The 13,628-nt window shown below is 63.3% G+C and carries 16 protein-coding genes; 7 read left to right on the top strand and 9 right to left on the bottom strand.

The window, feature by feature from the left end; all coding sequences use genetic code 11:
• Positions 1–585: 585 nt before the first annotated feature.
• Together GWP04_11135 and GWP04_11140 are read right to left on the bottom strand one after the other, a co-directional pair.
• Positions 586–1,122 (bottom strand): hypothetical protein, encoded by a 537-nt coding sequence (locus tag GWP04_11135; protein NIA26105.1) that lies wholly within the window; start codon positions 1,120–1,122, stop codon positions 586–588.
• Entirely contained in the window at positions 1,119–1,622 is a 504-nt protein-coding gene (locus tag GWP04_11140) for a helix-turn-helix domain-containing protein (GenBank protein NIA26106.1), read from the bottom strand. The genes GWP04_11135 and GWP04_11140 overlap by 4 nt, the downstream gene beginning before the upstream one ends.
• A gap of 544 nt (positions 1,623–2,166) precedes the next feature.
• Here GWP04_11140 and GWP04_11145 point away from each other — a divergent pair.
• Both GWP04_11145 and GWP04_11150 read left to right on the top strand, forming a co-directional pair.
• Entirely contained in the window at positions 2,167–2,766 is a 600-nt protein-coding gene (locus GWP04_11145; protein ID NIA26107.1) for a hypothetical protein, read from the top strand.
• Positions 2,763–3,620: a nucleotidyl transferase AbiEii/AbiGii toxin family protein gene (locus tag GWP04_11150; protein NIA26108.1), complete on the top strand. Its 858-nt coding sequence runs from the start codon at positions 2,763–2,765 to the stop codon at positions 3,618–3,620. The genes GWP04_11145 and GWP04_11150 overlap by 4 nt, the downstream gene beginning before the upstream one ends.
• A gap of 96 nt (positions 3,621–3,716) precedes the next feature.
• Here the strand turns inward: GWP04_11150 and GWP04_11155 are convergent, their stop codons facing one another.
• From GWP04_11155 to GWP04_11175, 5 genes are all read right to left on the bottom strand, one after another.
• The gene (locus GWP04_11155; protein ID NIA26109.1) at positions 3,717–4,280 is read right to left on the bottom strand and encodes a plasmid pRiA4b ORF-3 family protein; all 564 of its coding nucleotides are present in this window, start codon (positions 4,278–4,280) and stop codon (positions 3,717–3,719) included.
• A 189-nt stretch (positions 4,281–4,469) separates the two neighbouring features.
• The gene (locus GWP04_11160; GenBank protein ID NIA26110.1) at positions 4,470–4,622 is read right to left on the bottom strand and encodes a hypothetical protein; all 153 of its coding nucleotides are present in this window, start codon (positions 4,620–4,622) and stop codon (positions 4,470–4,472) included.
• Positions 4,623–4,645: 23 nt separating this feature from the next.
• On the bottom strand, positions 4,646–4,891 hold the full coding sequence (locus tag GWP04_11165; protein ID NIA26111.1) for a hypothetical protein: 246 nt from the start codon (positions 4,889–4,891) through the stop codon (positions 4,646–4,648).
• A complete protein-coding gene (locus tag GWP04_11170) occupies positions 4,869–5,042 on the bottom strand; it encodes a hypothetical protein (GenBank protein NIA26112.1) in 174 nt (57 codons plus the stop codon). Before GWP04_11170 ends, GWP04_11165 begins: the two co-directional genes overlap by 23 nt.
• Positions 5,039–5,857 (bottom strand): hypothetical protein, encoded by an 819-nt coding sequence (locus tag GWP04_11175; protein NIA26113.1) that lies wholly within the window; start codon positions 5,855–5,857, stop codon positions 5,039–5,041. The genes GWP04_11170 and GWP04_11175 overlap by 4 nt, the downstream gene beginning before the upstream one ends.
• Positions 5,858–6,031: 174 nt before the next feature.
• Between GWP04_11175 and GWP04_11180 the strand changes: the two genes are divergently transcribed.
• Positions 6,032–7,312 carry a Fic family protein gene (locus GWP04_11180; GenBank protein ID NIA26114.1) on the top strand — a complete coding sequence of 427 codons (1,281 nt, stop codon included), beginning with the start codon at positions 6,032–6,034 and terminating at the stop codon, positions 7,310–7,312.
• Between the two features lie 568 nt (positions 7,313–7,880).
• On the opposite strand, the gene GWP04_11185 is transcribed toward GWP04_11180, so the two are convergent.
• Complete coding sequence (locus GWP04_11185) at positions 7,881–8,882, bottom strand: zinc-binding dehydrogenase (GenBank protein NIA26115.1); 1,002 nt, start codon at positions 8,880–8,882, stop codon at positions 7,881–7,883.
• A 225-nt stretch (positions 8,883–9,107) separates the two neighbouring features.
• On the opposite strand from GWP04_11185, the gene GWP04_11190 reads away from it, so the two are divergent.
• The 3 genes from GWP04_11190 (at position 9,108) to GWP04_11200 (ending at position 11,158) form a co-directional block, all read left to right on the top strand.
• Positions 9,108–9,716: a TetR family transcriptional regulator gene (locus GWP04_11190; GenBank protein ID NIA26116.1), complete on the top strand. Its 609-nt coding sequence runs from the start codon at positions 9,108–9,110 to the stop codon at positions 9,714–9,716.
• A gap of 838 nt (positions 9,717–10,554) precedes the next feature.
• The gene (locus tag GWP04_11195; protein NIA26117.1) at positions 10,555–10,932 is read left to right on the top strand and encodes a metalloregulator ArsR/SmtB family transcription factor; all 378 of its coding nucleotides are present in this window, start codon (positions 10,555–10,557) and stop codon (positions 10,930–10,932) included.
• Between the two features lie 40 nt (positions 10,933–10,972).
• Positions 10,973–11,158: a hypothetical protein gene (locus tag GWP04_11200; protein ID NIA26118.1), complete on the top strand. Its 186-nt coding sequence runs from the start codon at positions 10,973–10,975 to the stop codon at positions 11,156–11,158.
• Positions 11,159–11,282: 124 nt separating this feature from the next.
• Here the strand turns inward: GWP04_11200 and GWP04_11205 are convergent, their stop codons facing one another.
• Complete coding sequence (locus GWP04_11205; GenBank protein NIA26119.1) at positions 11,283–11,594, bottom strand: hypothetical protein; 312 nt, start codon at positions 11,592–11,594, stop codon at positions 11,283–11,285.
• Positions 11,595–11,922: 328 nt separating this feature from the next.
• Here GWP04_11205 and GWP04_11210 point away from each other — a divergent pair, with 328 nt between their 5' ends.
• Positions 11,923–13,590 carry a hypothetical protein gene (locus GWP04_11210; protein ID NIA26120.1) on the top strand — a complete coding sequence of 556 codons (1,668 nt, stop codon included), beginning with the start codon at positions 11,923–11,925 and terminating at the stop codon, positions 13,588–13,590.
• The last annotated feature ends 38 nt before the right edge of the window (positions 13,591–13,628 follow it).

Consider the following 13,628-nt stretch of genomic DNA (forward strand, 5'->3'; position numbering starts at 1 on the left):
GGACTGCCCGGTTCGGATCGTGGGATCGACTCCGGTCATCTCGATGCTGAGGTCCCAGAGTCGCTCGTCTTGGCGGAGCCCTTGGTGGAGTCGCCGGGGTCGACCTTCCCACGAGCGTGCCGTGCAGTCCGATGATCCGGACGAACCCCCGGTGTGGGTCAACGATCGATCGCTCCTCCGGCTCCTCCTCAACGCCGGCTTCGTAGCTTCCGTCACTGCCAGTCCTTTCACCAACCCGAACACGGGTCAGCATCACAGGCTGTCAAGTCTCGGTACCCGCACGACCCGCTGGCTTCGGTTCCTCCGCGACACTGGGCGGTGGGTTTAGGACGGGGCGTTGATCCGGTCGGGTTTGCCTCTGGGGTTTGCGTTCGTAGCGGGGGCGGGATTTGAACCTGCGACCTTCCGGTTATGAGCCGACCTCCTAGATCCGCCGGCGTGCCATCATGTCCGCCGATGTGTCGCCAGGTCCAGCGCTCAACGACCGTGCCTCCGGGCCTGTTCTCGTCGGAGCCGTTCAGTCCATCCTCGTTCCTTTGACACGGGTTTCACCTCAATGATCGAGATTCGTCCCCTGCTCCAGAATCAGTCCTTGGTGGGGCCGATGAGCCTACGGACATGATCCTGCACCGCATCGTCCAAGCCGACAGTTGCCGCGAGGCGGCGATGCAACACTCGTGCCCGAACCGTGCCCTGGTCGAGGAAGGCGCGGCAGAACTCGATGTCTTTGGGTCGCCCGGCGACTGCCTTCGAGACCCACAGATCATGCAGCTCGAGACACCAGGCAACGACGCCACCGGTCCCCGGCGACTCGTACCGCACCAGGCGCTCCCTCCATCCTTCGGGCAACACGGCCGTCGTCTCCACGACACCCTGCGCGTAGAACCCGAACGACTCGTGAAAGATCGATGCTTCGCCAATCGACCCGTCGAGAAGATCGGCCTTGGCCCCATCCACATCACCAAACACGGCAACATCGACCTCTACCGACCGTAGCGCCTCCTCAGGCAGGTCCCCGGGGACGGATCCGTGCACCGCCTGGCTGCCGATCACCAGAACCTCAGACACACCGAGCACCGCACCTGCCGCCCGGATCGCATGGTCGAACTCGTCTTTGGTCAACGCCGCGCCTCGCTTCGAGCGAACTCCTCGTATACCCGTGTCCGTTCGGCGGCGGTCAACACCCCGGCAAACGGAGTGACGTGGCGCAGCTCACGGGCATGGGGCCGAGGATCCGTCAAGATCTCGACGATCTCGTCGATGGGCCTCTCCAGGATCACGGCCCACTCCTCGAGCAGTCCCCGGGCAGCCGGATGCCGCTCCATCATGCGAGCGAGATTACGCCGAGCCCGGACCAGCACCTCGTCGGGTACCTCCCGCAGCTTGCGGGCGATCGCCCGATGCAACGCCAGACTTCGACGTTCCTCCCTCGTCAACGGCGGAACGAACGAAACCGCCACTTCCCGGCCGGCAGCTTGCGCGAGCCGCTTCAGGGTCCGCAACGTCGGGCTCTTCCGATCCGACTCGTATGCGGCGATCGTCGGCTGCGACGTACCTGCCCGTTCAGCCAACTCAGCCTGAGTCAATTCAGCGGATTCGCGGAGATCTCTCACTATCGACACACTCGTAGTATATCTTATCGGATATGCCGTGACAAGACCCCGTGGCGAGGGATTCCAGTGAGCAGGTCTGGGGAGTCTCAACGAGCGTGGTCACCTCCGCCCGTCATGCATTTGCTCTCGTTAGAAGATCCGTTAAATGAACGATGGGCCGGCGCGAGAAAACCCTCAGGAATGTAGGTGTCCCAAGGGTTTCCTTCGTAGCGGGGGCGGGATTTGAACCCGCGACCTTCGGGTTATGAGTTGCTTTCCGGGGTTACTGGTTGGTTCTCGTTGTTGCTCAATAGTGCCTGCTACCTGGGGTTTCGCGGAATCGGCATGATGGCTGATGCCTGTGGATAACCCCTCATGCCGCCCCATCCGTTAGAAGATCCGTTAGAAGTCGAGGGGCGATCGTACGCTCCGAGTCCATGTTCGACGGCGACCAGTATCACCACCCCCGGAGGCGGTGAAGAGCGCAGCAATACTTCGGAACCCGCTTAATACTTCAAATAAGTTGAAGTTTTGTGCGATAATGAAGCGCCGACCTTCAACAAGGGCTACCGAGATGTCGATCGACCGCCGCGATCTCCAGCGCAAACTCCGTCGTCTGGCCGCTACCCAAAGCGGCTACTTCACCGCTGCGCAGGCGCTCGACCTCGGATACTCCTATCCGGCCCAGACCTATCACACCCAGCACGGCAACTGGCAGCGCGTCGCCCGGGGCATCTACCGCCTCCCCGAATGGCCCGTAGGTGACCACGACGACCTCGTTAGATGGACGCTGTGGAGCCGAGAGCTCGGGGTGGCCTCCTACGACACCGCTATCTCGATCCACGACCTCGCAGACGTGAACCCGAGACGGGTGCACCTCACCGTGCCACCAGGCTTTCGCGCCAAGGCAAAGGGTGTCGTCCTCCATCACGAAGAGCTAGCCGACGGCGACGTATGGGATCGCGAGGGATATCGGATTACCACTCCGTTCCGAACTGCTGTTGATTCGGCAGCAGGCGAACTCAGCCTTGAACAGCTCACCGAGGTGGTGAAAAACGTCTGCGAGCGAGCCCCTCACACCGCCCCGCAGCAACTGAGACGGGAGGCCGAACGCCGAGGACACCGGGAGGCACTTCGGATGGAAAGGGCTCTTCGCGGGGCTGGTGCGCTGTGACCTACGAGTCTGTGGCCGCCTTCCGTCAGGCCCTCGAGCAACGCCTCCTCAATCAGGCGCGAGACACGGACACGGACCTCAATCGCCTACGTCGTCGCGTGGTGTTCGAACGCATCCTGTACCGCCTGACCACGAGCCAGCCGGGAATGTGGGTGGTCAAGGGTGGCATGGCGGTCGAGCTACGCATCGGCGACTCGGCCCGCATGACCAGGGACCTCGACCTCAACCTTCGCACCGACTCGGAAGGGGCAACCGAGGCCCATCAACGCCTCAGCGCTGCTGTGTCGACCGATCCGACGGGTGACGGCTTCCTGTTCGAGGTGTCGGAGCCCAACCCCCTCCAGCCGGACCAAGCAGGCCGCCCCGGATGGCGTTTCAGCATCTCCGCCGACCTGGCCGGAAGGAACTTCGCCACGGTTCGAATCGACGTCGTCGCCAGGACCGATGAGTTGACCAGTACTGAGATGCTGCCCCTGACCTCCCTGCTGTCCTTTGCCGGCTTCGAGGGCTTCGAGGTCGAAGCGGCCGATGTCGCCCAGCAGTTCGCCGAGAAGATCCACGCGATGACCCGACCATGGGATGACCGAGACAACACCAGGGTCAAAGACCTCGCCGACATGGTCGTCTTCATCAACAGTGAGCTCGACCCGGCAAGAGCGATGACTGCCACCCGACACGTCTTCGCGGTGCGGGACACCCACCCGCTCCCGGACGAGCTTCCCGATCCGCCCCTCTTCTGGAACGAGGACTATCCCGCCTTCGCTGACGAACTCGGACTTGCCGAAGCCAGCATCGACCAGGCGATGCTCACCCTCCGAGAGTTCTGGGCAAATGCACGGAATACGGAGAAGTAGTTCGAGTCTTCTGAAGCCACTGACCCACCCGAGTCCCTTGCGGCTGCGTGAGCAGTCCCTACGTTCCCGATCGGGGCTGATGCGGCCACCAGGGGTTCACCAACCTTCGAACGGTCGCGGCGACCGCAGCGCAAGGTTCGCATCCTCGACATCGAAGGAGGCGGGGTCGAAGTCCGAAGGAGCCCACCTCCGCAACTCCTCGTGCTCGGGATGGCGCGGATCGGCTAGCGCCGCCAACAGGTCGGCGTAGCCCGGAGGTCCGCCACAGTCCTCAGGGGGGCATGCCCGTCTCCCCGCCAGGCACACCGAGAGTGCGGCGCCGGGATCGACGCCGGCGATCTTCTCCACCAGAACGTCGTGTTCCCAGCCGTCTCCGAAGTCGTAGTTCCATCGCATCTTGTCACCGACCGAGGGTAGAACCTCGCTCAGCCGGTACTTGTTCTCGTCGAGGTTGTCGCTGTCCCAGTCGGGATCGGCACTGCCGTACCAGGTTCCTTCGACATCGAACACATGGAGATGGCCACCCAGCCAACCCATCACCGCCTCGAGGACTGGAGCCAGCTCGCCCAGGGTCATGTCTGACTTCACCAGGATGCGCCTCCACACCGGCGGTTTCACCGAGCGAAGGGTGATCTTCAGTTGATGAACGGTGTCGGCCACAGAACTCCTAGCGGCGTGTCAGCCTACCCCGCCGGTTGGCTCGACGGTAGTCAACTCGTTGCATCTCAATCACGCGATACCTTGGCTTGTTCGGCGGCCTCCTCGCCACGCACGCCGAATCAGCGAAGGTCCACGACCAATCTTTGAGGTACAACCTATGCGTGCGCTCATCGCCGCGGCGGTGACCGATCAGCCGGACGAAGAGTCCGACTCGACGTAGGGGTGAACTTGGACGTTCTCGTAGAACGGTGCGAACCACTCGTCGAAGACCAGGTTCATTACCCGGAGTTCCCGTCCGAACTCTGAGTCCTCGATGCCGTCCCACGCCATGTCGTACAGCATCAGGTAGTCCTCGTCCTTGAAGGTCAGCTACGGACATCACCGAAGTCCGTCTCCTCACCCCGGACCTTGAGGAGCGCCTCGGTCTCTTCGATGATGATGTGCAGCGCCAGTTCCTCGGCGACGCAGGCCAGCGTCCGCACCTCCATGCCGAGTCGGTCCCCGATCCGGGTGACCGCCCAGGTGAGGCCGCGGATTCCGCCGCCGGTGCTGCGGACGTAGTCGAGGTCCTCGCTGTAGCGGAGCGGCTCAGGTGCATGGAGCTTGTGCAAACAGGTGCCCCTCGAAACACCAGCTCGTGAGATAGTCGTCGTTGGCGATCTCGACGATGAGCCGGGACAGCACCAGGTCCTGCTCGATCTGCTCCACCGTCGGCCACGGCACAGTGCGGCCCCATTCGGTGATCGCCGCTTCGGGGATCACGGCGACTCCTCATCCGGATACTCGGCGACGATCACATTCCAGCGCCGATCAAGATCCCCAGATCGGCCGTGGCCGGGATCCAGCGGAGTGGGCGTGACCCGTGCCGACGCAACAGGTACCAGTGGTTCGGTGTCGACTGCCACGTCGACCTGCCCGGCCATGTAGTCGAGGAACCATCCGGTGCGTTGAACGATCGACACCGGATAGCCGGAGGCGACCTCGGCGAGACGACCAACATCGAGAGCATCCTCAACCAGCATGTCGCCGATGATGGTTGCCACGTTGAACAAGGCCCCACTCGCATTTGGGAAGGAAACGAGATCAAGCGCGGTGGCCTCCGGGGTAGAGACACGCATCGTCCCGGTCGGCGTGTTGACGACATCCGTAGGACGATCCGACGTATGCACCGACGTGATGAATTCGACTCGGACCCGCCCGAATGTCCGAGCACGAAGTCGCGCTGGGGTCATCACCTGGAAGACTTGAGGACGCTGATGGGAGAACCCGTGGATCTCGGCCGCCGATAGGAGGCACACGTAGTAGTCGTGGCCGAGATGGCGCATCATCGGATCCACGAAGTGGGCCGCCGGGACGGCACCCCAGGAGCGGAACTCGGGTGGGATGGCAACGTACAGCCCCGTCGTTGGGCTGAACAGATACGCGCGGCGCCGCGACTGAGCCAACGACGGTGCCACATGGCGCTCCGGGATCCCCAGAAGCTCAGCGGCCTCGCTCGTGGTCACCCAGTGTCGACCACGAGCCAGCAACCAGTCAGCCAACTCGCGCGGTCCGGGCGGGCCTGTCACGTCAGTCATGTACCGATACTAACCAGAATCTTTAGATTAGATACATGACAGGCAGGTAGCGTGGGGTGCGGTGAGGAGTAGAGCAGCCAATCCCCGTAGCCACTATTCCAGGTTCATTTACTTAACACTTCCCTAAGCTAAGCTTTTCGGCTAACTTTAGCTACACGGCATGGGGGTCGAAGGATGGCCGAGTACGTACGGAGACGATGGGAGCCTCGATTCGAGGGGATGACCCGCCGCGACCGGCAAGGCTGCAGCTACGACGCCTACCTGCCCGATCTCCTCGCCGGATGGAACCCCACCCTGCCTGGCGACCTGGCAGCCGACATCGCTGACGCCGAGACCGCGATCCGGGACCTGAACGAGGCCGGGACGAGCCATGTAAGCCTCGAGGGTCTCGCCCGGTTCCTCCTCCGAGCCGAGTCGGTCGCCTCCTCCAAGATCGAGGGACTCGACGCCGGGCCACGACAGCTGGTCGAGGCGGAGGCTGTCCTCGCCCAGCGTGGCGAGAGCACCGATCGTGTCGCGGTCGAGGTCCTTGGCAACATCGCAGCGATGGAGTCCGCCATCGAACTGGCGCTCCAAGCCGGGCGGATCTTGGTGTCCGATCTGCTGGAGATCCACCGAGTGTTGATGGAACGCTCCCCGAGACCCGAACTCGGAGGCGTCGTCCGCGCACGGCAGAACTGGATAGGTGGCAGTCCCTACGACCCGTGCAGCGCGGTCTTCGTCCCGCCACCACCAGAACAGGTCTATGGCCTTTTCCAGGACCTCATCGGGTACGTGAACGGCGACGAGCACTCGCCCCTCACCCAGGCCGCCATCGCCCACGCCCAGTTCGAGACCATCCACCCGTTCGCCGACGGGAACGGGCGATCCGGGCGGGCACTGATCCACGTCATCCTCCGACGACGAGGACTCTCCCCCGCGTTCGTTCCCCCGATCAGTCTCGCCCTGGCCACCTGGTCCGACGACTACATCTCCGGTCTGACCGCCTTCCGGCACACCCATCCCGCCGACAGTCCCGAGCGGTCCCTGGCCTCCCACACGTGGCTGCGGACCTTCGCCGGCGCCATCCTCCGAGCATGCAGTGACGCTCGAATCTACGCCACGAGGATTGACGAGCTGGTCCACCAGTGGCGGTCGAGGCTCGGCACCGTCCGAAAGCGATCGGCTCTGGATCTGCTCATCGACGTCCTCCCCGGAGTCCCGCTCCTGACCGTGGCCTCGGCCGCCCGGCTCATCGGCCGCTCCGACGTCGCTGCGGGAGCAGCCGTCAACCGTCTCGCCGACGCGGGAATCCTGAGACAGCGAAACGTCGGCAAACAGCGCTACCGCATCTTCGAAACACCCGACGTCCTCGACCTGTTCACTTCCCCGGAACGGGCACTCGCCAGCCCAACCGGCGACACCGCGACCGACGAACCGGTCCGGCCCGTGCCGCAGCGTCAGCCCACACGATGACAACCAGTGCGACAGCCGGGCGGCAGCGACTGTCGAGGCCAACAAGAGACCCCCAGGCTTCTCACCTGGGGGTTCTTCGTAGCGGGGGCGGGATTTGAACCCGCAACCTTCGGGTTATGAGAAACGATCCGACCCGCCGACCTTGGGAGATGCATAAACCGTCTGCTCAGACAGGGATGTGGCTTCGCATCGTTTCACGTTCTTTCCCCTCGTATCGGACTTCCTTGCGCGATGGACGTGCGATCGAGGTATACACCCTCGAGGATCGCTCCGGCTTGTGCAAGGCGCGCCTGCAAGTTTCAACTCGAGGACGCCGCGAAGCATGGTTCCGTCTTCCACACGGACCGTCAGGGTCTTGTGGATGCAGCCAGTCCCGCCTTTGGCTTTTCATGCCGCTCCAATATCGATGTCGGCGACCCTCTCAACCGACTGACAAGCGATCTACGAGGCGTCGAGACTGCAGGTCCTCTCAGGGACCGAGGGTCCGGGACACTCGGATCGGCCCGGTCCTCACGAGGGTGCCCGGCTGGAAGGTCCGCACCGGGTACTCGGAATCCCTCCCAGCCGATCAGCTTACGTTGACCATCAGCACGATCCTGCCCTGCACGGTGGCCTGCTCAACGAGGTGGTGTGCCTGCGCGGCCTCCTCCAGCTCCATCCGTTCGGCAATGACCGGTTTGATCTTGCCCTGCGCCAACAGGTCGAAGAGCGTGGCCAGGTCCTCGCGATACCAATCTGGGTGCTTCTTGCGCAGCGCGCCGATCTGGTAGAAGGCCGTCGAGCGACCGTTCGGGAGGAAGTTCCACAACCAGACCCGCAGGAACTCGAGAGGAACGCTGCCTCCCCTGCCCATGGCATTGTCGTAGAAGCCGTAGGCCACCAGCGTGCCACCCGGCTCGAGCGACGTGAGCGACCGCTTGAAGCTATCTCCACCGATGGCGTCGAAAGCAGCGTCCACGCCCTGCCCGGTCAACGTTTGGATGCGAGCGACGAAGTCCTCATTCCGATAGTCGATGGGGGTTGCCCCCAGGTCGGCGACCAACTCATGCTTGGACTTGGAGGCCGTCCCGTACATCTCCAAGCCCACCAGTCTTCCCAGTTGAAGCAACGCCGTGCCGACGTGAACCAGGATGCTCTGACCCCGCTGCACTTTCGCCGAACGGTGCAACATCTGATAGGCGGTGACGTACGACAACACCAGACTGACCGCTTCACCCGGATCCAGTCCGGCAGGCACGGGAACCAGAGAACTCTCTGATCGACAGACGTATTCGGCATAGGCGCCCCAGACCGTAAGATCCGCCACCGATTGCCCAACGTCGAACTTGGTGACACCCTCGCCCAACTCGTCCACCACACCGACCAGGTCATAGCCCGGAGGGAAAGGCGGTTTCTCCTTCAGGCCGTAGTAGACGCCCTTGCGAACCATCGTGTCCGTGAAACAGGCGCTCGTGGCCTGTACCTTCACCCGAACCTCACCCGGACCGGGCGCGGGGAGTGTTGCCTCTTCAACAACCTCGAGGACCTCCGGTCCACCGAACTCGGTGATCATGACCCGCCTATACGCCATTCCATTCCCCCTGTGAGACTTCCACCACCTCTATTCAATCAGGACAGTTATCGTAAGCCATACGCCAATAGATTGTCAAGCCGATCGACCTGAGTTTCCGTATTGACTACCGTTTCCACTACATTCTCAGGCAGCGGCTGGACGAGCGACCATCACAGAAGGGATACTCTGATGACACCGAGCTGCCGAGAAGACGACCGCCGGCCCAAGGTAGGACGCCCGCCCATGCTCACTGTGGACCAGGTGGTTGACATCGCGATAGCGCTCGCCGACGACGTGGGGCTCGAGGGAATGTCGATGCCCACACTGGCGTCGAGACTCGAGGTTGGAACAATGACCCTCTACGGGTACGTCGCCAACAAGCAACAGCTGCTCGACCTGATGGCAGCCAGGGTTTTCGAAGGGCTCGAGATGCCCGACATCGACGACTGGCGCCAACAGCTCTGGACGTATTTCCACCGGTTCCGGCAGGTGGCGCTCGCCCACCCGTCTTCCGCTCGGCTCCTCGCCGACGGGCGCGTCACCATCCCCGCCGTGTTCGACACTCTCGAACGCGCCTTGCGCACCATGCACAACAGTGGGCTCACCCCCGAACATGCGGTCAGAACCTTCTACGCCGCGCTCACCTACACTATCGGCTTCGTTCTCTGGGAAATCCCCCGCACTCATCTCCAGTCCGAGGCCGACTATCACGCACAATGGAGGGATCTGACCGCCGGCCTCGACCCCGGCAGCTACCCCACCCTCACCGGAGTCGCCTCCAACGTGACCCCCACCACCGCCTCCATAGAGCAGTTCCGGTGGGGGCTCGCCAGGATCCTCAGCATCGAGTAGCTCGCCGCGATTCGGCAAGTCCTTCGAGAAAGGGTCGACATCGGAGCGCTGCGGGAAGTGCCGGCAGCGCCACACCCACACGGCCGCGCGACCAGGGGTTGTCCAACAGGATTCGAACCTGCAGAGTTCGGGTTATGAGCCGACAAGCCACCATGCCTTTGATCGCCGGCGATTCTTGCCTCATCAGCCGATCCCCCACTCTTGCGCCAAGGCGGCAATCGAACTCGTCGCTGGTCACGCCTGCACCTCGCTGTCTACGACGTCGGCGTACGCCCGAGCCCGCTCGGAGACGGTGAGCACCCCGGCGAACAGGGTCACCTGACGGAGATCCCGGGTATGCGCCGACGGGGTCGGTCAGGACATCCACGATCTCGTCGACCGATGGCTCGAGGAGGTGAACCTACTCCTCCAGCAAGACATGGGCACCTGGGTGCCGGGCCATCATGTGCCGAAGGTTCCGACGGGCCCGACTCACAACCTCATTGGACGACCGGCGCAACTTCCCGGCGATCGCCCGGTGGAGGAACAGGGTCCGCTGGCGAGTCATTCCAAAGACAGCCCTGCTCTCCAGAGCGCCAGCCGGTTCATGAGCCAGAGCGAACCCCGGGAACTGACCAACCGTGGATTCCAGCCGAGGGCGACAGCTATGCACCACGATCAGCGCAACCACACATCCTCCCAGCCGGTTCACGAGCGGTTGGCCGGATTGACGGCGGACGGATTCGGTGCGCGTTCTGTGTGGGTGATGCCTTGTTGCCGGCGTGTCGGTGCTGGCCGGCAAGGGCACAGCTCCAGTGACATATATACACGGTTCCGTGTACTCGTGTAATATGGGTTCATGGAAGTTCAGATCGTGTGCGACCCCACGAAGCCGGCTTTGAGGGACCGACCGCTGATCGATTCCGGCCAGGCCGAGCAGATCATGAAGCTGTTCAAGATGCTGGGAAATGCAGGGCGGCTGCGGGTCGTTCATGCTTTGGAGCGCGCCGGCGAGCTCTACCTGTCGGATCTCGCCCGACAGGTGGGGATGACCCCTCAGGCTCTCTCCAACCAGCTGACACGGCTCGTGGACCAGGGGATCGTCACGTCCCGCAGGGCAGGCAACAACGTCTTCTACCGGGTCGCCGACCCTTGCGTGACGAGTCTGCTCGACCTTGCGATCTGCCTGAGCGAGGAAGCGGGTGTCGCGTCGTCCACGATCGAGCGGGTGTCATGACCGAGATCCCCGTCCGCGACGAGGAGGGAACCACCGGCAGGTGGGTCTGTCTGGCGAGGCGGTACAAGTGCTCGCCGAGCCTGTCCGCACGTGGAAGGTCGCGCCCCGCTTCCGTCGCCCGGTCGCGAGCGCCGTCGGCGGCATCCTCGTCGACGTAGCCGTGTCGCGCCAGCCGGCAGGCCAGTCTCTTGGTGACCGTCGCCGCCGCTCTCAGCTCCTCCTGTGACGCAGCCCCCTTGCGGATCATGAAGTAGCCAAGAAACTCACCGTACTCCTCAACGATCAGCTGCGGGCCACACAGCCGCGTGAACGCCTACACGTCGCCTGCATCGTACGCCGAACGCCACCGCTCAGCCTCGGCTCCAGAGAGCGACTGGTAGCAATAGTCGTTGAGGCACATACGCAGCAGCTCCACGATCCGCCCGTACCGCCGGTAGGTCGATGCCGGCGATCTCGTCGTTGAAGTCGCGGATGCGGCGGGCGAGTCCGCGGATCACCACCAACGTCGTATACGTCACCGGGTCCGGGCCCTTGCGGGGCCGCATCGCAGCCGCCTCGGACACGAGTCCAGCCTTGACACGGCCCTTGAAACGGACCCGCACCTCATCAGGGGCTGTCAACACGATGTGGCGGAGCTGGTTCAACGTCGCGGTGCGTTGCATCCGCGCCGAACGGCGAGCAACCAACCGAACTGCTACTTTCAGTTCGACCGGACCCTCACCGCCCGACCGGTGCGTAACACCACACCCATCATGCCACCCAGATCTCTTATCAGATGTTCGAAAGCCCGTTCTGAGCCCCTGGGATATTGCCCTCGTCCTCGGGCGCCACGGTCGATACCTCGCTTGGCACAACGAACCAGACCTTGCTCGTGACGCGTTCAGTCAGGCCATAGAGCGTGGAGTCCTTCTCACAGCGAACGACGATGCAGGCGAGTGGATCCACTCGACGCGCTACCTGGACATCAGATATGGGCCCATCTCCGATCTGGTGAATGAGGCCTACCGAAGAATCCAGGCGCTCAACGCTGCAAACTCCGAACAGCGGCTGTACAGACGTCTCACCAGCCCGAGGGAGAGGGTTCTGCGATACCTCCACGAGGAGAAGTATCCGGCAGCAGCAGATGCGGGTCGCAGGTACCTGCGTGAGTGTGTTGTCGCTGGCCACTGGGGGTCCGAATTCGAAGCCCACACGTTTCTAGGAGACCTATTCGCCAAGACCGGCGAGCCGGAACGTGCGGCGCGACACTACGTCCGCGCTGGAGACCAGAAGAAGCTTCAATCGCTTCTTCGGAACGGACCATACGTTGACGTGCGCCGGGAGTTGTCGAGGTCGGGTCCTTGGGAGCGGGCGGCCGCTTACCGGGCGATTGCGGCTGAAGCAGACCTGGTCCCCGACGACCACGTGGACGAGATCGTGGCTGCTGCTCTTGGGAACGCCCGTGCTGTCGCGGACGGACTGGTTCGACAGAGTGGGTCCGCTCCCGAGCTCTGGGCGTCCGCTATCGCGGCTCTTGCCACCCTGGTGGAGCGCGCTCCGGATGGCCTCGCGGGTGACGCTCTGAGATTGCTCTCGCCCCTTGTCGAACGCGACGCAGGCACCTATCGATTCACCGACACTGACCACATGAGAGCCCTCGCCGGAATCGTCCGCGGTCACAAGACACAGAGGGACGAAGCCCTCCATCAGCTCGGGCGAGCCCTCGCGACGGAAGGACCACTGTCGGATACGGCGCTAAAGGTCGCCGGCGATCTCCTGGCATCAGAGGAAGCGGCTGTTCCTCTCCTCCGCGACCTGGCCTCTCGAGGAAACGAACATGCCTGTCTGCTCCTCGCTGTCCGCGGAATCACTCTGCCCGAGGTCGTACGGCAAGCGGGGGATGCATTCAACCGGGTGATGAAGCGGCCTCGACCGGAAGTGGGCACCGTAACGTTCGGAACCACTTTGCCGCAGGATGCACAGCGTCTCGGCCTCCTCTCCATCGAGCAGCGCGACGCGGCTGCCCACCGCTTCATGGAGGTCGCGGAAGACACCATGGAGTCCGACACAAACAGGGCTGACGCATTGGAAGCGATCTCAATCCTGGGTGCAGAACTCTCACCGGATACTCGAGCTGAGCTGCACTCGCGAGCGATGCGGTTCGCCATGGGCGAGGCATCCAGCTCCGACCTCAGTCCTGATCTTCGCCAGGAACCGCATCCTCTGAGCCGGTTCAGATTCAGCTTCTCCCCCGGGCCTCTAGAAGCGTACGGACTTGAGGCCGCCGCTCGGCTCGCGCCGAATCAGCCCGAGATTGATGCGGTCGTCAATCAGGCCCTTGCGCTGCTCGCTTCATCTGACGAAGCCACGACACATCGGATTGCCACGATGCTTTCCTGGCTCAGAGGGAGTCGTCTCGCCGCGAGTCAGGAACTCCTGGGTGGCCAGCCCAACCCCTCGCTTCGCGCTCTGGCAGCGGTGTTGTGGGTTCGCGATCCAGGACAGAGCCCAGAGCTGGGAGCGCGACTCGCCTCGGACTCGAGTGTGCTCGTGCGGCGGACCCTCGCTCGCGAGATCGCGTCCTCGGGAGAGTTCCAGCCCGGGAATGCCGTCGTCGCACGGCTCTCTTCAGATGTTCGCTACTCCGTGCGCAAGGTCCTTCGAGACCTGGAGCACTGACGCCTCAGCTGCATTCTCGCTAGAACCCGTTAGAAGAT

Source organism: Gammaproteobacteria bacterium, assembly GCA_011682695.1.
Taxonomy (GTDB): Bacteria; Actinomycetota; Acidimicrobiia; order Spongiisociales; family UBA4744; genus BMS3Bbin01.